This window comes from Micromonospora chalcea (genome assembly GCF_002926165.1).
In the GTDB taxonomy this organism is placed as follows: Bacteria; Actinomycetota; Actinomycetes; order Mycobacteriales; family Micromonosporaceae; genus Micromonospora; species Micromonospora chalcea.
Genome location: NZ_MAGP01000136.1, coordinates 1 through 21,562, shown reverse-complemented (window position 1 = coordinate 21,562; position 21,562 = coordinate 1). Strand labels below are relative to the sequence as shown.

22 protein-coding genes are annotated in these 21,562 nt (G+C 73.3%); 7 read left to right on the top strand and 15 right to left on the bottom strand.

Features of this window, described 5'->3' with window-relative positions; translation table 11 throughout:
• Nucleotides 1-68: 68 nt before the first annotated feature.
• Together BAW75_RS22850 and BAW75_RS22845 are read right to left on the bottom strand one after the other, a co-directional pair.
• Nucleotides 69-1,469 carry an outer membrane protein assembly factor BamB family protein gene (locus tag BAW75_RS22850; protein ID WP_420915044.1) on the bottom strand — a complete coding sequence of 467 codons (1,401 nt, stop codon included), beginning with the start codon at nucleotides 1,467-1,469 and terminating at the stop codon, nucleotides 69-71.
• 156 nt (nucleotides 1,470-1,625) lie between these two features.
• Nucleotides 1,626-2,114 (bottom strand): Lrp/AsnC family transcriptional regulator, encoded by a 489-nt coding sequence (locus BAW75_RS22845; RefSeq protein ID WP_013288920.1) that lies wholly within the window; start codon nucleotides 2,112-2,114, stop codon nucleotides 1,626-1,628.
• A 140-nt stretch (nucleotides 2,115-2,254) separates the two neighbouring features.
• On the opposite strand from BAW75_RS22845, the gene hppD reads away from it, so the two are divergent.
• Genes hppD through hisC form a run of 4 tightly spaced genes read left to right on the top strand, consistent with a single transcriptional unit; the run spans nucleotide 2,255 to nucleotide 6,371 of the window.
• Entirely contained in the window at nucleotides 2,255-3,460 is a 1,206-nt protein-coding gene (gene hppD / locus BAW75_RS22840) for a 4-hydroxyphenylpyruvate dioxygenase (RefSeq protein WP_043327937.1), read from the top strand.
• A 10-nt stretch (nucleotides 3,461-3,470) separates the two neighbouring features.
• Nucleotides 3,471-4,175 (top strand): RDD family protein, encoded by a 705-nt coding sequence (locus BAW75_RS22835; RefSeq protein WP_104114861.1) that lies wholly within the window; start codon nucleotides 3,471-3,473, stop codon nucleotides 4,173-4,175.
• A 55-nt stretch (nucleotides 4,176-4,230) separates the two neighbouring features.
• Entirely contained in the window at nucleotides 4,231-5,271 is a 1,041-nt protein-coding gene (locus tag BAW75_RS22830; RefSeq protein ID WP_104114860.1) for an RDD family protein, read from the top strand.
• Nucleotides 5,268-6,371: a histidinol-phosphate transaminase gene (gene hisC / locus BAW75_RS22825; protein ID WP_043327934.1), complete on the top strand. Its 1,104-nt coding sequence runs from the start codon at nucleotides 5,268-5,270 to the stop codon at nucleotides 6,369-6,371. The genes BAW75_RS22830 and hisC overlap by 4 nt, the downstream gene beginning before the upstream one ends.
• A 106-nt stretch (nucleotides 6,372-6,477) precedes the next feature.
• Here the strand turns inward: hisC and BAW75_RS22820 are convergent, their stop codons facing one another.
• From BAW75_RS22820 to BAW75_RS22800, 5 genes are all read right to left on the bottom strand, one after another.
• Nucleotides 6,478-7,728: an outer membrane protein assembly factor BamB family protein gene (locus BAW75_RS22820; RefSeq protein WP_104114859.1), complete on the bottom strand. Its 1,251-nt coding sequence runs from the start codon at nucleotides 7,726-7,728 to the stop codon at nucleotides 6,478-6,480.
• Between the two features lie 67 nt (nucleotides 7,729-7,795).
• Complete coding sequence (locus tag BAW75_RS22815) at nucleotides 7,796-8,278, bottom strand: SRPBCC family protein (RefSeq protein WP_104114858.1); 483 nt, start codon at nucleotides 8,276-8,278, stop codon at nucleotides 7,796-7,798.
• A gap of 114 nt (nucleotides 8,279-8,392) precedes the next feature.
• Complete coding sequence (locus tag BAW75_RS22810) at nucleotides 8,393-8,602, bottom strand: DUF397 domain-containing protein (protein ID WP_104114857.1); 210 nt, start codon at nucleotides 8,600-8,602, stop codon at nucleotides 8,393-8,395.
• Nucleotides 8,603-8,776: 174 nt separating this feature from the next.
• Nucleotides 8,777-9,976: a fumarylacetoacetase gene (fahA, locus tag BAW75_RS22805; RefSeq protein ID WP_104114856.1), complete on the bottom strand. Its 1,200-nt coding sequence runs from the start codon at nucleotides 9,974-9,976 to the stop codon at nucleotides 8,777-8,779.
• Nucleotides 9,977-10,064: 88 nt separating this feature from the next.
• Entirely contained in the window at nucleotides 10,065-10,931 is an 867-nt protein-coding gene (locus BAW75_RS22800) for a hypothetical protein (protein WP_069089189.1), read from the bottom strand.
• A 94-nt stretch (nucleotides 10,932-11,025) separates the two neighbouring features.
• Between BAW75_RS22800 and BAW75_RS22795 the strand changes: the two genes are divergently transcribed.
• Entirely contained in the window at nucleotides 11,026-12,192 is a 1,167-nt protein-coding gene (locus BAW75_RS22795; protein WP_043327929.1) for a homogentisate 1,2-dioxygenase, read from the top strand.
• A 55-nt stretch (nucleotides 12,193-12,247) separates the two neighbouring features.
• Here BAW75_RS22795 and BAW75_RS22790 read toward each other — a convergent pair whose 3' ends face one another.
• The 3 genes from BAW75_RS22790 to ispF are packed head-to-tail and all read right to left on the bottom strand — an operon-like array spanning nucleotide 12,248 to nucleotide 14,961.
• Nucleotides 12,248-13,288 (bottom strand): NAD(P)-dependent alcohol dehydrogenase, encoded by a 1,041-nt coding sequence (locus tag BAW75_RS22790; protein WP_104114855.1) that lies wholly within the window; start codon nucleotides 13,286-13,288, stop codon nucleotides 12,248-12,250.
• A 46-nt stretch (nucleotides 13,289-13,334) separates the two neighbouring features.
• Nucleotides 13,335-14,423, bottom strand: a complete 1,089-nt coding sequence (locus BAW75_RS22785; protein ID WP_104114854.1) for a tetratricopeptide repeat protein — start codon at nucleotides 14,421-14,423, stop codon at nucleotides 13,335-13,337.
• A gap of 55 nt (nucleotides 14,424-14,478) precedes the next feature.
• Entirely contained in the window at nucleotides 14,479-14,961 is a 483-nt protein-coding gene (gene ispF / locus BAW75_RS22780) for a 2-C-methyl-D-erythritol 2,4-cyclodiphosphate synthase (RefSeq protein ID WP_104114853.1), read from the bottom strand.
• 163 nt (nucleotides 14,962-15,124) lie between these two features.
• Between ispF and BAW75_RS22775 the strand changes: the two genes are divergently transcribed.
• Complete coding sequence (locus tag BAW75_RS22775) at nucleotides 15,125-16,231, top strand: hypothetical protein (protein ID WP_208635295.1); 1,107 nt, start codon at nucleotides 15,125-15,127, stop codon at nucleotides 16,229-16,231.
• Nucleotides 16,232-16,239: 8 nt separating this feature from the next.
• Here the strand turns inward: BAW75_RS22775 and ispD are convergent, their stop codons facing one another.
• Together ispD and BAW75_RS22765 are read right to left on the bottom strand one after the other, a co-directional pair.
• The gene (ispD, locus tag BAW75_RS22770) at nucleotides 16,240-16,935 is read right to left on the bottom strand and encodes a 2-C-methyl-D-erythritol 4-phosphate cytidylyltransferase (protein ID WP_104114852.1); all 696 of its coding nucleotides are present in this window, start codon (nucleotides 16,933-16,935) and stop codon (nucleotides 16,240-16,242) included.
• A 53-nt stretch (nucleotides 16,936-16,988) separates the two neighbouring features.
• Nucleotides 16,989-17,474 (bottom strand): CarD family transcriptional regulator, encoded by a 486-nt coding sequence (locus BAW75_RS22765; RefSeq protein WP_007073334.1) that lies wholly within the window; start codon nucleotides 17,472-17,474, stop codon nucleotides 16,989-16,991.
• A gap of 328 nt (nucleotides 17,475-17,802) precedes the next feature.
• On the opposite strand from BAW75_RS22765, the gene BAW75_RS22760 reads away from it, so the two are divergent.
• The gene (locus tag BAW75_RS22760; protein ID WP_043327922.1) at nucleotides 17,803-18,498 is read left to right on the top strand and encodes a hypothetical protein; all 696 of its coding nucleotides are present in this window, start codon (nucleotides 17,803-17,805) and stop codon (nucleotides 18,496-18,498) included.
• Between the two features lie 7 nt (nucleotides 18,499-18,505).
• Here the strand turns inward: BAW75_RS22760 and BAW75_RS22755 are convergent, their stop codons facing one another.
• From BAW75_RS22755 to BAW75_RS22745, 3 genes are all read right to left on the bottom strand, one after another.
• The gene (locus BAW75_RS22755) at nucleotides 18,506-19,105 is read right to left on the bottom strand and encodes a hypothetical protein (RefSeq protein WP_104114851.1); all 600 of its coding nucleotides are present in this window, start codon (nucleotides 19,103-19,105) and stop codon (nucleotides 18,506-18,508) included.
• 39 nt (nucleotides 19,106-19,144) lie between these two features.
• Nucleotides 19,145-20,191, bottom strand: coding sequence for a type III polyketide synthase (locus BAW75_RS22750; protein ID WP_205798899.1), 1,047 nt, complete (start codon nucleotides 20,189-20,191; stop codon nucleotides 19,145-19,147).
• Between the two features lie 105 nt (nucleotides 20,192-20,296).
• Nucleotides 20,297-21,463 (bottom strand): acyl-CoA dehydrogenase family protein, encoded by a 1,167-nt coding sequence (locus BAW75_RS22745; protein WP_104114850.1) that lies wholly within the window; start codon nucleotides 21,461-21,463, stop codon nucleotides 20,297-20,299.
• Nucleotides 21,464-21,562 lie beyond the last annotated feature (99 nt).

Genomic DNA, 21,562 nt, shown 5'->3' with positions numbered 1-21,562 from the left:
AGCCTAGGGCAGAGCCGTCGATCGGTGACACCCGCAGGTGGGGTCGTGACCCGACCTCTCACCCGCTGTCACTTGCCGTCGACGCAGAGTTCCCGCTTCGGGCCGCAACTGCCCTGGTCGCCGGGCGGCCGCCAGCTGCCCCCGGGGTTCGGCGCCACCGGCGCGTCGCCCTGCCCCGGCCCGGGCGCGCCGGTCGTGCCGGCGCCCCAGCGGACGTACCCGATCTCCCGGCCCTCCCCGATGATCATGCCGTTGGGGCCGACCGCCAGCGCGTTCGCCGCGGTCCGCAGCTCGACCAGGACGCGGCCCTCGCGCGGTTCGACCGCGATCAGCCGAGACGGCTTCTCCTCGCTGATCAGCGCCGCGTACGGGGTGAGCGCGGCGCCGCTCTTACCGCCCGCCGGCCGGGTCCACCGGGTCCGGTCCGCCGACAGCTCCCGCCCCAGCAGCGACTCCTTGTCGGCGCTGCGCACCACGGCGTAGCGGTCGTCCACGGCGAGCAGCTTCTCACCGTCCGCGCCGACCTGGAGCAGACGGCCGTCGTACCCGTCGAGCACCGCCTCACGCCCGTCCGGGGCGACACCGATCAGGACGTTGCGCGCGCCCTGCGGGTCCTCCCGCTGTACGCAGCCGGCGTAGTCGGCCGTACGCAGGTTGATCCCGGTCCGACGCCACACCTGCTGACCCGTCGCCGGGTCGACTGCCGTGACGGTGTAGTAGCAGCTCCCGTCGCGGGAGGTGGCCGCGATCCGGAGCAGCCGGCCGCCGACCACCGCCAGCCGCTCCTCCCGGCCCGGCTCGACGTTCTGCAGCACCCGGCCGGTCGCGGTGTCCACCACGTGTACCCGGCCGTCGACCGGGAAGCCGAGCAGCGGCGGTACCGCCTCCGGCCCGGCCACCCCGCCGTCGATCCGGGTGGCGCCCAGCCGCCGCGTACCGAGCAGCTCCGGGTTGTCGGCGAGCACGCCGCTGTGCACGCCGGGCAGGAACGCGCTCCACAGCGGAGCGGTGCCGCGCGGCTCCCAGGCCCGCAACGTGCAGTCCGTGGCCCGCACGCAGTAGGCGTCCAGCAGCAGGTTCCGGTACGTCCAGACGGCGATCGCCCGATCGTCGCGACGCCGGGTCACGCCGCTGACCGGGTCGAGCACCTCGTACCCCTTGTCCAGCAGCTTGCCCACGGCGACGACCGGGTCCCGGTCGCCGCCCGCGACCGCCGACCAGTCGGCCTTGCGCTCCCAGAGCTGGCGGCCGTCGGCGAGGCTGCGCGCCTCGACGCGGGTGCGCTGCTCGACGATCACGGTGTCACCGGCGATGGTGACGCTGCGCGGCGTGCCGCCGACGCGCTGCTGCCAGACCACGTCCGGCTCGGAGATCGGCTTGCTGCGGTCGACCCAGTCCCACAGCCCCGGGAACGGGTTCCAGACGCCTGTCGCGGCGAGTACGACCACGGTGACGAGCCCGAGCAGCAACCAGCCGCGCACCCCTAGGCCCTTCACACCGCACACGGTAGCGACGATCACCGGTCCCCCGGGTCGCGCGCGGGGCGTGTCGCAGCGCTTCTTGCCGGGGGGAGGTGTTAATAAGGGGCCCTTCCACCTCCGAATGCGTTAACAGGGGGCCCTTCCTTACCCCCGGGCGGCGGAGCGGACCAGCGGCAGCGTGCGGTACGGGATCTGCTCGGCCAGCGCGATGATGGTGGACGCGCGCCGGATGCCCTCGGAGGCGACGATCTGGTCGATGACCCGCTGGAGGTCGGTGTTCGACCGGGCGACGATGCGGCAGAGCAGGTCGCTGGAGCCGGTGATGGTGTGCGCCTCCAGCACCTCGGGAATCGCGGCCAGGTGCGCGGTGACCTGGTCGTGGCCGTGCCGCTGGCTGATCTCCAGCGTGACGAAGCTGGTCACCCCGAAGCCGATCGCGGCGGGCGTGATGTCCGGCCCGAACCCGGTCACCACGCCGCGGCCGACCAGCTTGTCCAGCCGGGCCTGAACCGTGCCGCGGGCCACGCCGAGCCGCCGGGAGCACTCCAGCACCCCGATCCGCGGTTCCTCCGCCAGCAGTTCGATCAAGCGCGCGTCCAGCTCGTCCAGCTGTACATCCTGACCAGTGTTCATGGTGTCCGACGGTACCGAATGCACAACCTGACCAGGAATAACGCCAACTGTTGCCCAACTCACCGTGCGCCGTAGATCCTCCCCGGAAGAGCACATCCACGGCGGCCCACGAGGCCGGCCGGTACGCGAGGGAGGCCACCATGACCCAGGCGATCGACCGACCCCAGTCGACCGAGGAGGTCGACGTCGACGCTCTCGTCGGCGCCGTCGACCACGACATCAGCCGCGACCCGTTCCCGGTCAAGGGCATGGACCACGTCCACTTCCTGGTCGGCAACGCCAAGCAGGCCGCGCACTACTACTCGACCGCGTTCGGCATGACCTGCGTGGCGTACCGGGGGCCGGAGCAGGGCTACCGCGACCACGCGCAGTACGTCCTGACCAGCGGTTCGGCCCGCTTCGTGCTGACCGGCGCGGTCCGGCCGGACGCCGACGGCGCCGAGCACGTGGCGAAGCACAGCGACGGCGTCTCCGACATCGCGCTGGAGGTGCCGGACGTGGACGCCGCGTACGCGCACGCCGTCGCGCAGGGCGCCACCGGCCTGGTCGAGCCGCACGACGTCAGCGACGAGCACGGCACCGTGCGGATGGCGTCCATCGCCGCGTACGGCGACACCCGGCACAGCCTGATCGACAGGTCCCGCTACACCGGCCCGTTCCTGCCCGGATTCGTGGCCCGCGGCCCGATCGTGGACCGGCAGCCGATGATCGACGCCGGCCTCCAGCCGAAGCGCTTCTTCCAGGCCGTCGACCACGTGGTCGGCAACGTGGAGCTGGGCCGGATGGACGAGTGGGTCGAGTTCTACAAGCGCGTCATGGGCTTCTCGAACATGGCCGAGTTCATCGGCGACGACATCGCCACCGACTACTCGGCGCTGATGAGCAAGGTCGTCGCCAACGGCACCCGCAAGGTGAAGTTCCCGCTCAACGAGCCGGCCGTGGCCCGCAAGAAGTCGCAGATCGACGAGTACCTGGAGTTCTACCAGGGCCCCGGCGCCCAGCACATCGCGGTGGCCACCAACGACATCCTGGCCAGCGTGGACGCCATGCGCGCGGCGGGCGTCGAGTTCCTGGACACCCCGGACTCGTACTACGAGGACCCGGAGCTGCGCGCCCGCATCGGCAACGTCCGGGTGCCGATCGAGGAGCTGCAGTCCCGCAAGATCCTGGTCGACCGGGACGAGGACGGCTACCTGCTCCAGATCTTCACCAAGCCGGTGCAGGACCGTCCCACCGTCTTCTTCGAGCTGATCGAGCGGCACGGCTCCCTCGGCTTCGGCAAGGGCAACTTCAAGGCCCTGTTCGAGGCGATCGAGCGGGAGCAGGAGAAGCGCGGCAACCTGTAACACTGTCGGCGTGACCCAGCCTCCCCCGAACCCGACGCCGCCGCCTGCCGGGCCTGCACCCGCGGGCGGCGGCTTCGCGCCGCCCGCGGGGCCCGCGGTGCCCGCGCAGCACGCTCCTCCGGGGTACGCCGGGCGGCCCGGCTACCCGCCGCCCGGTTACCCCCCACCGGGGTACGCCCCGAGGCCCGTCCCGCCCCCGGTGGCGCCGAACGGGCAGCCGCTGGCGAGCTTCGGTGACCGGCTGATCGCCTACCTGATCGACACCGCCGTCGCGATGGCGGTGACGATGGTGCTGTTCCTGCCGGTCTTCGCCCTCGTCTTCGTCCGGATGATCGACGAGATCGAGCAGGCGGGCCCGAACGGTCCCGACCCGGCCGAACTCTGGACCGGCGTGTTCCTGCCGCTGCTCGCCGCCGAGCTCGGGGTCCTGCTGCTGATGCTCGTCTTCTACTGGGTCTACCACGTCGAGTACGCCCGCCGGACCGGCCAGACGCTGGGCAAGAAGGTGATGAAGCTGCGGATCGTGCCGGTGCAGCCGGACGCCGCGCTGAGCCGGGGCATGCTCGGCAAGCGCTGGGCCGTCGAGTTCGCCGGCGGGATGTTCGTGCCGTTCCTCAACTACCTCGACGGTTTCTGGCAACTGTGGGACAAGCCCTGGCAGCAGTGCCTCCACGACAAGTTCGCCGGAACGGTCGTCGTTAAGGTTGGCCCGTGAGCGCGAGGAGTGAGCCGGGCCTGCGAGCCCCGCAGTCGGGAACAAGGACGGCGCTGTGAGCTTGGAACCTGGATGGTACGTCGACCCCGCCGACCCGGAGACCCGCCGCTGGTGGGACGGCGAGGGCTGGATCGGCGCGCCGATCCCGGTCGACGTCACCCCGCCCGACGGTCCACCGCCCGCCGAACCCGAGCCGGCCGCCGCCGCGACGCCCGGTGCCGGGACGGGTAGCGGGTCCGAGGTCGCCCCGTCGTCTGGCGCGCCCGCCCCGCCGGGCCAACCGGGCCAACCGGGCCAGCCGGGCCAACCGGGTCAGGCCGGCCCCTGGCCCGGACAGCCCGGTCCCTGGCCCGGACAGCCGGGGCAGCCGGGACAGCCCGGACAGCCGGGGCCGGGCGGCCCGTGGCCGCGGCAGCCCGGTCAGGCCGGGCCGGCGCCGCAGGGACCGCCGCCGGGCTGGCCGTACCCGCACTGGCCGGGCGCACAGCCGATTCCGCGCCCGCACGGGCTGCCGCTCGCCTCGTACGGCGCGCGGCTGGTCGCCCGCCTGATCGACTTCGGCGTGGTGTTCCTGCTCAATGCGGTGGTGAACGGCTGGTTCGTCTGGCGCTACTTCGAGGCCGTCGCGCCGTACCTGCGTGAGTCGGTGCGCCGCGCGATGAACGGTGACACCTCCACCGAGGGGCTGCCCCAGATCGACGACCAGGCCGGCGGCCTCCAGATCGCCATCCTGGTGATCGCCACCGCGCTCTGGTACGCCTACGAGGTGCCGTCGATGGCGGCGCGCGGGCAGACGTTCGGCAAGCGGCTGATGGGCGTACGCGCGCTCGCGGTGGCGGCGGACCAGCCGCTCGGCTTCGGCCGGGCCACCCGGCGCTGGAGCACGCTCGGCCTGCCCACGCTGCTCTGGTACTGCTGCGGGCTCGGTCTGCTGCTGCAGCTCATCGACGCGGTCTCGCCCCTGTTCGACCAGCCGCTGCGCCAGGCCCTGCACGACAAGCGGGCGCAGACGGTGGTGGTCCAGCTTCCCCGTAAGCGGCCCGACCCCCGTACCACCCCGCGCGACCGCGCCGACACCCCGGGAGACACCCCATGACCGAGACCGGACGCCACCAGCCTCCGCTGCGGCTCACCCGCGCCGACCTGGACGCGTTGCCCAACTACGTGCCCGGCCGCAGCCCGGCCGACCTGGCCCGGGAGCTGGGTTTGCCCGAGGCGATCAAGCTGGCCAGCAACGAGGTGCCCTACGGCCCGCTGCCCGGCGTGGTGGAGGCGGTCGCCGAGGCGGTGGCGGGTTCGCACCGCTATCCGGACATGGGCGTGGTGGCGCTGCGTCAGGCGCTCGCCGAGCGGTACGGCGTGGACGCCGACCGGATCGCCACCGGCTGCGGCTCGGTGGCGCTGGCCGAGCACCTGGTCCGCGCCACCTGCCTGCCCGGTGACGAGCTGCTCTACTCGTGGCGCTCCTTCGAGGCGTACCCGATCATCGCGGCGACCAGCGGCGCGACCAGCGTGCGGGTGCCGAACGACGCCGGCCACGGTCACGACCTCACCGCGATGGCGGCGGCGGTGACCGACCGGACCCGGATGATCCTGGTCTGCAACCCGAACAACCCGACCGGTACGGCGGTACGCCGGGCAGAGCTGGACCGCTTCCTCGACGCGGTGCCGGACGACGTGCTGGTGGTGATCGACGAGGCGTACCGGGAGTTCGTCACCGACCCGGAGGTGCCGGACGGCCTGACCTACCTGGACCGGCCGAACGTGGCGGTGCTGCGCACGCTGTCCAAGGCGTGGGGCCTGGCCGGCCTGCGGATCGGCTGGCTGGTCGCGGCGCCGGAGGTGGCCGCCGCCGTGCGCAAGGTGGTCACGCCGTTCTCCACCAGCATGGCCGCCCAGGCCGGTGCGCTGGCCGCGCTGGCGCAGGCCGACGAGGTGGAGCGGCGCTGCGCGCTGGTAGTGGCCGAGCGGGACCGGGTCACCGAGGCGCTGCGCAAGTTCGTCCCGGACGTGCCGGAGAGCCAGGCCAACTTCGTCTGGCTGCCGCTCGGCGAGCGGGCGGTGGAGTTCGGCCGGGCGTGCGAGGCGCGCGGCGTGATCGTCCGCCCGTTCCCGGGCGACGGCGTCCGGGTCACCATCGGCACCCCGGCCGAGAACGACGCGTTCCTGGCGGTGGCCGAGTCCGCCCTGGCCTGACCGGGGCGCGCCCGGGGCCGGTCCGTCAACCCCCTACGGACCGGCCCTGGGCGTCTCATCCGACAACAATAGTGGCTTTTGTCCGTTTTGCAGGCCGAACCGCCGGTCAGGTGGCGGCGAGCAGCACCGGCTCGGCCATCAGGAAGTAGCCCTGGTCGTCGTCCTCCGGCGTGGCGCTCTCCCGCAGCCGTTCCACGGCGACGTAGCCGTCCACCGCGTACGCCCGGCCCGGCCGCCAGCCGATCCCGTCCCGCCCGACGTCGAGCACGAAACTGGACCGGGTCGCGCCGGTGAGCGGGTCGACAGTGACCAGCTCCCGCCGGTCGGTCAGCAGGTGCACCCGCCCCGGCTCGGTCGCGAGCACCCGGGCCGGGTGGATGTCCGCCCTTCGCCACAGCTCCGCGCCGGTACGCGCCGAACGCCCGACCACCACCGGGCCGGACGTGTCCACCACCCGCTCGCCGTCCAGCACCGTGTCCATCGCGTCCAGGCCCGGCGCGGCGCTCGGCTCGCCCGGGTCGGTCACCAGCCAGCCCTTGCCGCCCGCACCGCCCGGCCCGGCGGTACGCAACCCGCGGCAGCCGGAGTGCCCGTGCGGGCAGCCGACCGGCGTGACCACGAGCTGATCCGGCGCGTCCGGGGGACGCCAGCGGGTCCGCACCGTGCCGGTCGCCGCGTCCCGCAGCTCGACCACGGGCGGCCCCTCGCAGCTGTCCACCCCGACCACATCGCCGCTGGCTGTCGTACCCACGTCGGCCCGGCAGTCGCGGGGCAGGTCGGCGCGCCAGAGCCGGCGCCCGTCGGCGAGGTCGTACCCGCCGACCCCGCCGGGACCGGCCGAGACCAGCACGGATCGGCCGGCGGCACGCGCGACGTGCAGCCCGGCCGGGTCCCAGACCGTGCCGGCGTAGGTCCGCCTCGGCTCCGGCACCGGCCCCGGCTCCGGGCCGTCGGCCCGCCAGGCGACCCGTCCGGTACGCGCGTCCAGCGCCACCAGCTTCCCGTCGGACCAGCGGCTGACCACCGTGGTGTCCTGGGCGAGCACCGCGGTCAACATGGCCGGCCAGCGACGGTACGACCAGAACGGGGTGACCCGGTGCCGCCCGCTGACCGGCTGGTCCGCGTACAGCTGACGGGCGCCCGCGTAGACGCGCAGCCGGCCGTCGACGACGAGCGGCGCCACCGGCAGCCGCCCGATCACCCCGGCGGTCGGCGCGGGCGCCGCCGGGTACGGCTCCCGGGCGACGGTCTCGACCTCGGCCGGCGCCAGCACCCGGACCACCACGGCGACCGTCGCCGCGACGGCGAGTACCGCCACCAGCGCCACCACGGCCCGCCGCCTCGCGGCCTTCGCCATCCGTCACCTCCGACCCGGCACCCTACCGGCCAGGTCCGGGCCGGGCGCGGCGAGCGGCCGGGTCGGCTCAGGCGGCCTCGGAGGACCGGGCCGGTCCGGCGGCCGACGCCAGGTCGGCCAGGTCGCGCCGGAGCGCGCCCTCCACCGCGCGGGCGGCCAGGCCGCCGAGGATCAGGGCCAGCACCCGGCCGTACGGGCGGGTCGGCGCCGCCTCCTGCTCGACCGTGACCTCGGTGCAGCCGCGGCGTCGCCGCTCGACGGTGCGCAGCGTCCAGGTGATGCGGTAGTCCGCGCCGGCGCCGCGCGAGCCGAGCACCAGCCGGCTCGGGGCGACCGCCTCGATCACCTCGAACTCCTCCGGTTCGGCGCCGCCGTCCGGCCGGACGCGGGTCTCCCGCCAGGTCGAGCCGGGCCCGAACCCGCCGCCGCCGAGGACCTCGACCGCGCTCACCGCCGAGAGCCAGTCGGCGCGGGCCGGGAGGTCGGTCAGCAGGCGCCACAGGTCGGCGGCCTGCGCTTCGATGAATGCGGACACCGTGACCGTCGACATGGCACCTCCCGTGTCGTACACGGTACGGGCCGTGACCGGAAACGGGGAGCCTCGCTGTGACATTTCCACCGCCGGTGCCCCGATCGTCGGGGCACCGGGGTGTGGCACTGACGGTCAGCCGCGCAACGAGCCGCCCCGCAGCGCGGTGACGAACGCGGCCCAGCCCGGCGGGCTCACCGCGAGCGCCGGGCCGTCCGGGTCCTTGGAGTCGCGTACGCCCACCACGCCGTGCGCGGCGACCACGTTCGTCGCCACCTCGACGCAGAGGCCCTGATCGTTCGAGCGGCTGCTGGTGCGCCAGACGGCGCCGGTCAACTCGGTCATGCTCGTCCTTCCTGTTCGGCTACCCGGGTACGCCCCCCGACCCGGCACCATCGGCGGCTCCGTTCCGGCCGGGAGCCGCCGTCCGGGGCGTACGTGATCCGGAGCGATAAACGCGGAAGGAAACGGCCCCGGTCGCACATCGGGTGCGACCGGGGCCGTTCGGGAAGGCAGAACTCAGCGGGCCGGGAGGATCGTCCCGGTGACCTCGCCCAACGCGACAGTGGTGCCGTCCGGGCCGGGCGCGGTTGCGGTGATCGTCACCGTGTCGCCGTCCTCCAGAAACGTCCGCTCGCTGCCGTCGGCGAACTTGACCGGCTCGGACCCGCCCCAGGTCAGCTCCAGGAACGACCCGACCTGGCCGCGCTCCGGCCCGGAGACGGTGCCGGAGGCGTAGAGGTCGCCGGTACGCAGCGACGCGCCGTTGACGGTGAGGTGGGCGAGCTGCTGCGCCGGGGTCCAGTACATGCCGGCGAACGGCGGCTCGGCGACCCGCTCGCCGTTCCACTGCACCGACAGCGTCAGGTCCAGCCCGAGGTGCGGCGTGTCGCGCAGGTAGTCCTGCACCGGCGGGTCCTGGTCCGGCGCGGGTACGAACGCGTCGGCGAGCGCCTCCAGCGGCGTCACCCAGGCCGAGACGGACGTGGCGAACGACTTGCCGAGGAACGGCCCGAGCGGCTGGTACTCCCAGGCCTGGATGTCCCGGGCCGACCAGTCGTTGACGAGCACCACGCCGAAGACGTGGTCGGCGAAGTCGGCCACCGGCACCCGCTCGCCCAGCCGGCTCGGTACGCCCACCACGAAGCCCACCTCGGCCTCGATGTCCAGCCGTACCGACGCGCCGGTGGTCGGGCCCTGCGCGCTGGCGCGCTGCCCGGTCGGGCGGATCACCGGGGTGCCGGAGACGACCACGGTGCCGGCCCGGCCGTGGTAGCCGATCGGCACGTGCTTCCAGTTCGGCAGCAGCGGCGGCTGGCCGGGCCGGAAGATCTGCCCGACGTTCGAGGCGTGGTGCTCCGAGGAGTAGAAGTCGACGTAGTCGGCCACCTCGAACGGCAGCAGCATCTCGACCTCGCGCAGCGGCACCAGCAGCGGCTCGACCGCCGCCCGGTGCTCCGGTTCGGCGAGCAGCTCGACGACCCGCTGCCGGACCGCCGTCCACTGCGGGCGGCCGAGCGCCATGAAGGCGTTGAGCGTCGGCCGGCCCAGCGCCCCGCCGGCCAGCACCAGACCGGCGGCCTCCGCGCCGGCCAGGTCCAGCGCGAAGTCACCGATGCGGACGCCGATACGCGGCTCGCCCTCGCCGTGCCGGAACACGCCGTACGGCAGGTTCGTCACCCCGTACGGCGACCCCGCCGCCCCTGGTACCCAGGTCATGCCAGCACTCCGCTCCGCTCGGTGCGTTCAGTCATGCCGTGCAGACTGGGCACGCCCTCACGGCCCTCGCTCCGCTCGGTGCGTTCGGTCATGCCTCGAAGCCTCCGTTCACCAGCCCCAGCCGGATCAGATCGGTAAGTGGTTCGGAGATGCTGCACGAGCCGTACCCGACCCAGAGCGGGCGCTCGGCGTCGCGGTGCGCCCGCGCCGGCTCGACCACACGGACCGGGTCGGTGGCGGCGAGCAGCTCGGCCACGCCGTCCACCTCGGCGCCCCCGACGGCGGCGAGCGTGGCGCCCAGCACGTTGACGAAACCGTGGTGGTTGAAGCCGGTCTCCGGGTCGCGGTGCCGGATCGCGTGGTGCAGCCCGGCGGTGAGCTTGAACGGCAGCTTACGGTCCCGGCAGGCGCAGATCACCGCGGCCAGCTCGACCGGGGTGGGGAACAGCTCGGCGGCGAGCCCGCCGGTACGGAACTTGGCGGCCACCGGCAGCCCGCCCGCGCGCGCCTCGGCGAGCGTGTCGAGCGCGCCCATCAGCCCGAAGGTCAGCGGGATCTCCGCGTAGACGGCGGTGCCGTCGAGCCGGTCGGCGAGCGCGACCAGTTCGGACAGCCCGGGTTGCGGGTCCTCACCGCGTTTGGCCACCGGCGCCTCGATCTGCCGGGCGGTCACCCCGTCGGGCGCGAGCGCGTCCAGCGCCTGCGGGAGCTGGTCCAGGCCGGTGTCGCCGATCAGCCCGATGACCAGCCCTTCGGCCGGGTCCACCAGCCCGGACAGCGACCCGCGCTGGATCTCCGAGGCGGGCAGCAGCAGCGGGCCGACCATGTCGGCGTACCAGGCGGCGCGGTGGGTGCGGTGCGCGGTCACCGCGTCGGGCAGCGCGGCGTTTCCGGGCGGAAAGACCGCGGCGTCGTCCACCAGGCCGGAGAGGAGGCGGGGCACCTGCGTTGACACGAGACAAGAATGTACGGGACGCTACGAGGAACGGACAACAGCGTCCGATTATCGGACGCCACCGGCCGGAGAACGGGACATATCGGGAGGCGAGATGCCGTACTACCGCAGCGTCGGCGACGTGCCGCGCAAGCGCCACACCCAGTTCCGCCAGCCCGACGGCACGCTCTACGCGGAGGAACTGGTCGGCCAGGAGGGCTTCTCCTCCGACTCGTCACTGCTCTACCACCGCCACGCGCCGACCGCGATCCTCGCCGCCGAGGAGTTCGCCCCGCCCACGGTCACGCGGGTGCCGAACCTGCCGCTCAAGCCGCGCCACCTGCGCACCCACAAGCTCGACGGCACCGGCGCCGACCCGGTGCTCGGCCGGCAGTACCTGCTCGCCAACGACGACGTACGCATCGCGTACGTGCTCGCCGACCGCCCGTCGCCGCTGTTCCGCGACGCCACCGGCGACCACTGCCTCTACCTGGAGGCCGGGTCGATGCGGGTGGAGTCGCCGTTCGGCGTGCTCGACGCGGTCGCGGGCGACTACGTCGTCATCCCCACCTCGACCATCCACCGCCTGGTGCCCACCGGCGACGAACCGACCCGGCTGCTCGCCGTGGAGGCGTCCGGCCACATCGGCCCGCCCAAGCGCTACCTCTCCGTACGCGGACAGTTCCTGGAGCACGCGCCCTACTGCGAGCGCGACGTCCGCGGACCGGACACGCCGCTGCTCGTCGACGGCGAGGAGGTGGAGGTGCTCGTCAAGCACCGCCGCGGGTGGACGAGGTACGTCTACGCCAACCACCCGTTCGACGTGGTCGGCTGGGACGGGCACATGTACCCGTGGGCGTTCTCCATCCACGACTTCGAGCCGATCACCGGGCGGATCCACCAGCCGCCGCCCGTGCACCAGACGTTCCAGGGCCCGAACTTCGTGATCTGCTCGTTCGTGCCGCGCAAGGTGGACTACCACCCGGCCGCCATCCCGGTGCCGTACAACCACCACAACGTCGACTCCGACGAGATGCTGTTCTACACCGGTGGCAACTACGAGGCCCGGCGCGGCTCCGGCATCGAGCAGGGCTCGATCTCGCTGCACCCGTCCGGCTTCACCCACGGCCCCCAGCCGGGCGCGGCCGAACGCTCGATCGGCGCGGAGTTCTTCGACGAGCTGGCGGTCATGGTCGACACGTTCCGCCCGCTCGACCTCTGCGACGCGGCCGCCGACTGCGAGGACGACGGCTACGCCTGGACCTGGGCACGCAAGCCCTGACGTACGCGAGAAGGGGCCGCGCCCGGCACGGACGCGGCCCCTTCGCACGCGGTCGTCAGAACGTGGACGCGTCGATGACGAAGCGGTAGCGCACGTCGGAGGCGAGCACCCGCTCGTACGCCTCGTTGATCTTCTCGGCTCCAATGACCTCGATCTCGGCGCCCAGCCCGTGCTCGGCGCAGAAGTCGAGCATCTCCTGGGTCTCCGCGATGCCGCCGATGTTCGACCCGGCGAACGAACGGCGGGCCGGGATCAGCGAGAACGCGTGCACCGACAGCGAATCCTCGGGCGCGCCCACGTTGACCAGCGTCCCGTCCACCGCGAGCAGCCGCAGGTACGCGTCCATGTCGAGGGTCGCGCTGACCGTGTTGATGATCAGGTCGAACGAGTTGGCCAGCTCACGGAACGTCTCCTCGTCCGAGGTGGCGTAGTAGTGGTCGGCACCGAGCCGCAGCCCGTCCTCCCGCTTCTTCAGCGACTGCGACAGCACAGTCACCTCGGCGCCCATCGCGTGCGCCAGCTTCACGGCCATGTGGCCGAGACCGCCCATGCCGATCACCGCAACCCGGGTGCCCGGCCCGGCGTTCCAGTGCCGCAGCGGCGAGTACGTGGTGATGCCGGCGCAGAGCAGCGGCGCGGCGGCGTCCAGCTCGATGCCGTCCGGGATGCGCAGCACGAAGTCCTCGGTGACCACGATGGCCTGCGAGTAGCCGCCCTGGGTCGGCTTGCCGTCCCGCCCCACCCCGCCGTACGTGCCGGTGCTGCCCTTCAGGCAGTACTGCTCCAGCCCCTTGCGGCAGTTGTCGCACTCCCGGCAGGAGTCGACCAGGCAGCCGACGCCGACCCGGTCGCCGACGGCGAACTTCGTGACCGCCGAGCCGACCTCACGCACCACGCCCGCGATCTCGTGGCCGACCACGATCGGGTAGCGGGTCGGGCCCCACTCGCTGCGCGCGGTGTGGATGTCGGAGTGACAGATGCCGGAGAACTTGATGTCGATGAGAACGTCGTCCGGGCCGAGATCCCGCCGCTCGATGGTGGTCGGGACGAGCGGTTCGGTCGCGGACGTCGCCGCGTAGGCATTGACGGTGAGCACGGGTCCCCGCATTCCTTGAGCCGGTGTTTCCGGTCCTCCTACCCTCTCACCGGCGAGCGAACGCGGTGAGTCCGGCCACCACCGACGCGGTCACCACCCCGGCCAGCGGCCACGGGCTGCCGACCAGCGCGTACACGAGAAGCAGCAGCACCGCGGCGGCGGCCGCCCAGACCGGCACGGCCAGGCCGCGCGACATCGCCTCCCGCAGGCCGGGCCGCCACGTCGCCGGACGCCGCAGCAGCACCGCCACGCCGGCCACCGACAGCGCCGCGAACAGCCGGGACGCGCCGGACGAGGCCGGGGCCAGGACGCCGGCCAGCAGGCTCGCGAGCAGCGACCAGCCGGCCACCGACAGCAGGAGCCGCCGGATGCCGTCGTCCACGGTCCGGACCGGGTCGGGCCGGGCCACCGGCAGGTCCGCCAGCGCGGTCAGGTGCTCCAGCGTCTCGGCGTAGCGGCGTCGCTCCAGCCGGGCCACGCCCACGTCCTGCCCCGCCTCGCCCAGCTCCGGGTCCAGCCGCAGCGCCTCCCGGTAGGCCCGCTCGGCCAGGTCGAACAGTTGCAGCCGCACCGCGACCAGGCCCAGCACCAGGTGCGCCTCCGGCTCATCCGGGGCCAGCTCGACACCCCGCCACGCCGCGTCCAGCGCCGCCTGCCCGTTGCGCGACGCGGAGAGAATGGCGGCGGCGCTGCGCTGCGCGTACGCGTCGCCCGGACCGCGCGCCAGGATCTCGTCGGCGGTGGCCGCTGCGGGCTTCCAGCGTTCGAGGTCGAGCAGCGCGAAGCCACGGGCCACGAGCACCGGCAGGACACCCCCAGCCGTGTCGGCGGCACGCGTCCCGGACGTCTCAGCGGCAGTGGGCGGCTCGACGGCGGACGTTTCGCCGTCGGCTGTCACGGCGTCCGGAACTGGGGTCACGGCCGTCTCGGCGACGGCCAGCGCCTCCGCCGGACGCCCGGCGGCCAGGTGCATCCGGGCCAGCATGGTCAACGCGGGCAGGTGCCCGGGCTCGTCCGCGAGCAGCGCGGTGAGTTCGCCGACGCCCTCGTCGTAGCGGCCCAGCTCGGCGAGGAGATGGGCGCGTTGCAGGTAGCCGTCGGCGGCGGACTGGTCGGGTGCGGCGTCACTCGGCATCCCGGCGAGCGTATCCGCCCCGCCAAACCGGACCGTCCCCGTCCCCGTCGCCGCGTCAGCCGGCCGGGGCCTCGTAGACCAGGGCCACCGCGATCCCGGCCAGCCCTTCCCCACGCCCGGTGAAGCCGAGGCCGTCGGTGGTCGCAGCGGACACGGTCACCGGCGCGCCGACCGCCTCGGAGAGCACCCGCTGCGCTTCCTCCCGGCGCGGCCCGATCTTGGGGCGGTTGCCGACGACCTGCACCGACACGTTGCCGATCTGGAAGCCCGCCGCCCGTACCCGGCGCGCGCTCTCGGTCAGCAGCGCCACCCCGGAGGCACCGGCCCACTCCGGCTGGTCCACCCCGAAGTTCGCGCCCAGGTCACCGAGGCCGGCGGCGGAGAGCAGCGCGTTGCAGGCGGCGTGCGCCGCCACGTCGGCGTCGGAGTGACCGGCCAGGCCGTCCTGGTCCGGCCAGTGCAGGCCCGCGACCCAGCAGGGCCGCCCGGCCGCGAACGCGTGCACGTCGGTGCCGACGGCCACCCGAGGAACGATCATGACCAGAGGGTACGCGCTGCGCCTTGACGGCCGCCCGGGCTGTGGTTAGCTTGGTTTCTGTACGCCCCAGTGTCGCCTCTGCCTCGCGCATGCGCCTGGGGCTCTTTCTTGCCGTCGGCGCGCCGGACAATCCGCCGCGATCGTCACGCTTAGCATCCAGTCCGTGACGCCACACCCCCATGCGCGAACCGTGCATCACTGGATCTCCCTCGGCAGGTTCCATCCCTGTCTGGCTGCCGCCGGCGGCGACGAGAGCAAGGCCTGTGAGCTTTACGAGTGGAGCGTCGCCCTGACGGGCGCGTCGTTCGAGGCGTTTCACTACGTCGAGGTCGTCACCCGCAACGCGATAGATCGGGAGATGAGGGTGCACCTCAACGAGCCGGGCCGCGGTATCCCATGGTTCCTTCTGACGGTCAGCGCTAAGCGCCAGGTGCAGGATGGAATTGATCGAAACGTCTCCGAGGTCCGCGCGCGCTTGCGTCGAGAGCACTCCCAGAAGGAAACCCGCGACCAAATCATCGCGGGCTTGAGTTTCGGCTTCTGGGTCTCGATGTTGGGTTCGGAGCACGAGCAACTCTGGCGGGAGGCCCTGCACCGCGCCTTCCCTTACTCGTCCGGCAAGCGCCACGATGTCGCCAGCGCGATGAATGCCCTCCGGGTGTTCCGCAATCGGCTGGCTCATCATGATTCGCTTCTCGCCACCGACGTGCCGTTCCGCCTCAGCCAGATGATCGATGTCGTCGCGTGGGCGGACCCGGACGCCGCCCGCTGGCTCAGGAGGATCGAGCGGGTGACCGAGGTGCACCGACTGCGCCCAGCCGCCCGCAACGACACCGTGGTGGTCCCCGCCAGAAACGCATGGGGGCTCTATCAGTCGACGCGAGCGTACGTCTGCCAGGCGGGCAGATCATTTCAACCTGTGGATCATCTGGCCTTCTACTCTCAGCGCCAGATCCTTCCAGAGGTGCCCAAGATTCTCTTTCGGCTCGACAACGTCGATTGGACAGTCGGTGAGGTGAACCGGCTCCGAGCGACGGGCGAACGGCGCGACGCCCTCCTCGCCGACATCATCGAGGTCAGCCGCAAGCAGGGGTGGACCGAAGGGCGCTATCAGGTATTCGGCCTCACCGCGCCAGGTTCGGCTGGCCACCTGACGCTACCGACGCCCATCCCGCATCACAGCCGAGGCAGAGGTAGCGCCTTCACCCAGGGTCAGCGGTATGTCGTCCGAGACCGCCTGCGCCGGGCTCGATCCACCGCCGACCTGTGAGGAGTACGTCAGACGCCGGTGGACAGCAGGTGTTCGGCCAGGGACAGGTCGAACGGGCGGGTGATCTTCAGGGCCAGCTCGGAGCCGGGTACGCAGGTGACCGCGATCCCCTGCTTCTCGACCAGCCCGGCGTCGTCGGTGAGCGCGTCACCCGCCGACCGGTGGGCCGCGAGCAGTACCGAGCGGCGGAAGCCCTGCGGCGTCTGGACCGCCCGCAACGCGGACCGGTCGACGGTGCCGAGCACCCGCTCGGCCGCGTCGACCTCCTTGATCGTGTCGACCACCGGCAGCACCGGGATCACCGCGTCGTGCCCGTCGCGGACCGCCGCCGCCACCGACTCGACCAGGCCCGGCGGGGTGAGCGCACGGGCGGCGTCGTGCACCAGGACGATCTCCGGACCGGCGGGCACCGCTGCGAGAGCCGCCGCCACCGACGCCTGACGCTCGGCGCCACCGGGCACCACTGTCACCGGCGCCACGGGCGCCAGCATCGCGCGTACCGCCTCGACCTCGGTGGCCGGTGCGGCCACCACGATCGTGTGCACAGAGGGCGCGGCGGCGACCCGGCGGACGGCGTGCACGAGCAGTGGTTCACCGGCGAGCGGGCGGAGCGCCTTGGGGGCGCCGGGTCCGAGGCGTACGCCGGCACCGGCCGCAGGAACGAGGACCGCGACGTCACCGCGCGGATTGAGCTGCGCGGTCACGTCGCGGTCCTCGGATTCGTTCGCTGCGGGGTGGGTAGAGGCAGAGGTGTGGATCAGGCCTCGGTCAGCACCTTGTCGAGCAGCGTCTCGGCCTCGTCCTTGGTGCTCTTCTCGGCCAGCGCGACCTCGCCGACGAGAATGTCACGAGCCTTGGCGAGCATCCGCTTCTCGCCCGCCGACAGGCCCCGCTCCCGCTCCCGGCGCCACAGGTCGCGGACGACCTCGGCCACCTTCAGCGGGTTACCGGAGGCCAGCTTCTCCAGATTCGCCTTGTAACGCCGCGACCAGTTGGTCGGCTCCTCGGTGTGTGGTGCACGGAGCACGTCGAAGACCTTGCCCAGGCCCTCTTCGCCAACCACCTCGCGCACACCCACGATCTCGGCGTTCTCGGCGGGAACCCGGACCGTCAGGTCACCCTGTGCGACCCTCAGGACGAGGTATTGCTTGGGCTCGCCCTTGATGACCCGAGTCTCGATTGCCTCGATGAGTGCGGCCCCGTGGTGGGGGTAAACAACGGTCTCGCCGACACTGAAAACCATAGGTTCGAAACCCCTTTCGCTGTGTCTAGGGTAACACGCTCAGGCACCGATGTCTCACCGCTGTCCTGACCGTTGGCGCAGCTCAGGGGCCCTGTGAGAGGTATTTCTTCAGCTTGACAGGCGGCCAAACCGATGGTTTCGACACGCTCCGTGAGGATCACGTGACAACCCGGTAAGGGGTGACGGGAGCGTCCAGATCTAGGGCAATGCGCTCCTTCCATGGTAGCTCCGCAAGTCCGTCCGCGCCCAGGTGTGGCGTTACGGCGGCCGGTGCGGGACGCTGGGAGAGGACGCGACGTCCGCTCACCGAGACGTTCCTGGGGGTCCGATGGGCGTGCCTGACGCTGACGGCCAGGGGCCGCCGGACGGGCTCCCCGGCCTGCCCCCGGAGTGGGGCCGCGTGGTCGTCCCGGACGACGCCTCGGCGCTCGCCGACGAGGCCCGGCAGGTCCGCCGGGAGCTACGGCGGGCACGAACGGCCGCCGGCCGGCGCACCGGCTCGCTCCGCCTCGGACTACCGGCGCTGATCCTGCTCGTATCGGTGCTGATCACACTCGCCGGCCTCGCGGCGGTCACCTGGCCACGCGCCACCCGGTCCGGCGCACCGACAGTGCTCCCCCACGGCGGCGGCGCAGCGCCGCAACCGGTCGGCCCGCTTCCCGCGCTGGACCTGGTCGGCGCCGACGACGTGCCGGTGCCGCTGCGCAGCATGCTGCCCGCCATGATCATCCTGACCGACGCCTGCGCCTGCGCCGAGCAGGTCACCGCGGCGGCCGGAGCCGCCCCGCCCGGCGTCACGGTGGTCACCGTGACAGCGGGCCGGCGGGCCGGCTCGGCGAGCGTCCCGGGGGTACGCCCACTCGGCGACCCGGCCGGCGGGCTGCGCTCCTACCTGCACCTGTCCGCCCAGCCCGGCATCGCCCCGGCGCTGCTGGTGGACCGGCAGGGCGCGCTGGTGCGGGTGGTGCCGGAGCTGGGCCCGCTGTCGGACTACCGGGCCGACCTGGCCCGGCTGGCCGGCTGAACGACGGTCAGTAGAGCGCCTCGAGCCGGGCGTCCAGGTCGGCCCGGCCCCTTATCGCGACGAACCGCATCTGCACCAGCTCGCCACTGCCGCCCACCACCGGCACGTCCAGCTGCCCGCCGCAGCGCAGCGCCCGCCGGAACTCGTCGTCCCCGAGGCCGGAGACGAGTACGACGACCACGCCGTCACCGGCACAGCTCACCGAGAGCCGGTAGTTGTCGCCCCGCGTGGGCCGTACCTGCCGGACGACAGGCGGCCCGCCCGGCGTCAGCCGGGACCTCTCCCGCCACACGACGTGCGACACCTGGAGCAGACGCGCCGTGCCGTCGTCCTCCACCCGTATCACCACCGAGCGGTCCGGCTCGGCACGCGGCACGCGGCGGTTGTCCAACGCCGCTTCGCGCCCGGCGCGTGGCACCGGACGCGCTTCGCCCGTCGACGGGTCGACCCGCCAGTTGCGCGGGGCCAGATCCACGCTCGCGGGCGCGGCCGACGTGGCCGGGCCGGCCTGCGGGGCCGCCGACCGCCACCAGGCCGAGCCGAGCAACAGCGCCAGGACGGTCAGGCCGGCCAGCAACGCCCGCCCGTCCCGCTCCTCGGAGGCCATGCGGGCAGCGTATCGGCGCGGCGCGACCGGGGCGACCCGTCAGCCCACGCGTTCCAGCAGCGCCGCGTAGAGCGTCAGCCCCGGCCCGAACGCGAGCATCACCACCCAGCGCGGCGGCGACGGCTCCGTACGCCACAGCCGGTCCAGGATCAGCAGCGTCGTCGGGGACGAACAGTTGCCGTGCTCGGCGAGCGTCCCCCGGGAGGCGGCGAGCCCGTCCGGCGGCAGCGCCAGCTCACGCTCCACCACGTTGAGGATCCGCGGCCCGCCCGGGTGCACCGCCCAGCCGTCCACGTCGGAGCGTTCGCACCCGTGCCGTGCCAGCAGCTCGTCGACCAGGGTCCGGACGTGCCGGGAGAGGACCTGCGGCACCTTGGGCGACAGCCCCATCCGGAAGCCGGTGTCGGTGACGTCCCACGTCATGTGGTCGGCCGTGGAGGTGTCGGTGACCGAGGTGACCTCGCGCAGCGCGTACCCCCGGCCCCCGGGGACGACCACGGCGGCGACCGCGGCGTCCGAGAACAGCGCGTGGGAGACGATCTGCTGGGTGTCCACCCGGGCGCCCGGCGGCTGGATGTGCAGGCTGGTCAACTCCGCGCAGAGCAGCAGCGCGGGACGCCCCCGGGCGGTGACGAAGTCGCTCGCCGCGCCCAGCCCGGGCAGGGCCGCGTAGCAGCCCATGTGCCCGACGAACATGCGCTGGGTGCTCGGCGACATGCCGAGGTCCCGGGCGAGCAGGATGTCCAGCCCCGGGGTGGCGTACCCGGTGCAGGAGCAGACGATGAACATCCCGATGTCGGCGGCGTCCAGGCCGGCGGCGGTGAGCGCCCGGCTGACCGCCTCCTTGCCCAGCGGCAGCGCCTCGACCTGGTAGCGGCGCATCCGGCGCTCGGTCGGCCACTCCGAGACGTCCTCCAGCAGCGGGTTGACCGCCGCCTGCCGCCGGGTGACGCCCGAGTTCGCGAAGATCCGCTGCGCCAGCGCCCGGGTGTTCCCCTGGAAGTGCCCCGCGAAGAAACCCGTCCACAGCTCGTCCTGGTCCGCGCCCGGCGGATGCGCCGTACCCAGGCCCGCGATCACCGGCATGCCCACGTCCCCCACCCCTCCCTCATCTCTCGCACCAACCCTGGTCACCCGGCAGCCTTTCGTTCGCGACTGCGGGGCTCGCAAAACCGGCTCGCTCCTCGCGCTTCACCAACGAGGGAGCGCGCTGTCCCGGTCCGGGTCGCCGCCGAGCGCGGCGATGCCGAGCCAGTCGGCGCACACGTCGGACGTGGCCGGGTGCAGCGAACCGCACCGGGCGTCCCGGTAGAGCCGCTCCAGCGGATGCCCGAGCCGGGTCGCCGAGGTGCCGGCCGCCTCCAGCATCGAGGCCGCGACCTCGGCGGCGGTGGTGCCGGCCAGCAGCTTGGCCCGCCACACCCAGCGGTTCGTCTCGGCGTCGCCGGGCGCCTCGTCGACCCGGCGGGCCGCCTCGGCGACCACCAGTTCGGCGGCGGCGGTGGCCGCGTCCGCCCGGCCCAGGCGGGCCCGCACCGCGGGCAGCCCGGCGAGGTTGCGGGCGTTGAGGTGCTCGGCGGCCGCGTCGATCGCGGCCCGGGCCACGCCCACGTAGACCGCCGCGTAGCTCGCCACCAGCCAGTGCGGCATGAGCTGCGCGACCACCAGAGCCAGCCCCTCGACGCCGCCGAGCAGCCGGTCGGCCGGAACCGTCACGTCCAGGTGCACGTCGTGCGACGAGGTGGCCCGCATGCCGAGCGAGTCCCAGGTGGGCTCCACGGTGATCCCGTCCCCGGCCGGGACCAGGAACTGCGACACCACCGACTGGTCGGCGGCGCTGCGGGCGGCCACCAGGTAGCCGTCCGGGTGGCCGGCGCCGGAGCAGAACGTCTTGCTGCCCTTGATGTGCCAGCCGCCCTCGACCGGCTCGTAGACGGTGCTGAGCTGCGACAGCCGGGCGCCTGCGCCGCGTTCGCTCATCGCCACCGCGTACCAGGCGCCGTCGGCCGCCGCGCGCAGCAGCCGGTCCCGCGCCGCCAGCGCCTCATCCGGTACGCCGAGCGCCTCGGCCAGTTCCTCGGTGACCGCGCCCAGCGCGCCGGTGACCGAGGCGTGCATGTTGAACACCAGCGCGGTCGCGCCGTTGCCCCGGGCCAGTTCGGTGGCGACCGCCGCGTACTCGGCGAAGCTCGCGCCCGCGCCACCCAGCTCGGGCGGCACCATCAGCCCGAACAGCCCGGCCGCCCGCAGGTCCGCGAAGTCTTCCACGGGGAACGAGCCGTCGCGGTCGTGCCCGGCCGCGCGGGCGGCCAGTCGCGGCGCCAACCGGCGGGCCGCCTCCAGCGCGTGCACAGTCATGTCGCCCCCTTCTCGGCGTCCCTTTACCCCGGGCGGCCCCGGCTACCCGCCCCGGCGCCCCCAGCCCTGGTACAGCACCGCCGCCGACCGGGTCGGCAC

Excerpts from the sequence above, each read along its gene's own strand:
- BAW75_RS22845 (WP_013288920.1), bottom strand. The coding sequence starts at position 2,114 with ATGAACACTGGTCAGGATGTACAGCTGGACGAGCTGGACGCGCGCTTG.
- hppD (WP_043327937.1), top strand. The coding sequence starts at position 2,255 with ATGACCCAGGCGATCGACCGACCCCAGTCGACCGAGGAGGTCGACGTC.
- hisC (WP_043327934.1), top strand. The coding sequence starts at position 5,268 with ATGACCGAGACCGGACGCCACCAGCCTCCGCTGCGGCTCACCCGCGCC.
- BAW75_RS22820 (WP_104114859.1), bottom strand. The coding sequence starts at position 7,728 with ATGGCGAAGGCCGCGAGGCGGCGGGCCGTGGTGGCGCTGGTGGCGGTA.
- BAW75_RS22815 (WP_104114858.1), bottom strand. The coding sequence starts at position 8,278 with ATGTCGACGGTCACGGTGTCCGCATTCATCGAAGCGCAGGCCGCCGAC.
- BAW75_RS22810 (WP_104114857.1), bottom strand. The coding sequence starts at position 8,602 with ATGACCGAGTTGACCGGCGCCGTCTGGCGCACCAGCAGCCGCTCGAAC.
- fahA (WP_104114856.1), bottom strand. The coding sequence starts at position 9,976 with ATGACCTGGGTACCAGGGGCGGCGGGGTCGCCGTACGGGGTGACGAAC.
- BAW75_RS22795 (WP_043327929.1), top strand. The coding sequence starts at position 11,026 with ATGCCGTACTACCGCAGCGTCGGCGACGTGCCGCGCAAGCGCCACACC.
- BAW75_RS22785 (WP_104114854.1), bottom strand. The coding sequence starts at position 14,423 with ATGCCGAGTGACGCCGCACCCGACCAGTCCGCCGCCGACGGCTACCTG.
- ispF (WP_104114853.1), bottom strand. The coding sequence starts at position 14,961 with ATGATCGTTCCTCGGGTGGCCGTCGGCACCGACGTGCACGCGTTCGCG.
- BAW75_RS22765 (WP_007073334.1), bottom strand. The coding sequence starts at position 17,474 with ATGGTTTTCAGTGTCGGCGAGACCGTTGTTTACCCCCACCACGGGGCC.
- BAW75_RS22760 (WP_043327922.1), top strand. The coding sequence starts at position 17,803 with ATGGGCGTGCCTGACGCTGACGGCCAGGGGCCGCCGGACGGGCTCCCC.
- BAW75_RS22755 (WP_104114851.1), bottom strand. The coding sequence starts at position 19,105 with ATGGCCTCCGAGGAGCGGGACGGGCGGGCGTTGCTGGCCGGCCTGACC.
- BAW75_RS22750 (WP_205798899.1), bottom strand. The coding sequence starts at position 20,191 with ATGCCGGTGATCGCGGGCCTGGGTACGGCGCATCCGCCGGGCGCGGAC.
- BAW75_RS22745 (WP_104114850.1), bottom strand. The coding sequence starts at position 21,463 with ATGACTGTGCACGCGCTGGAGGCGGCCCGCCGGTTGGCGCCGCGACTG.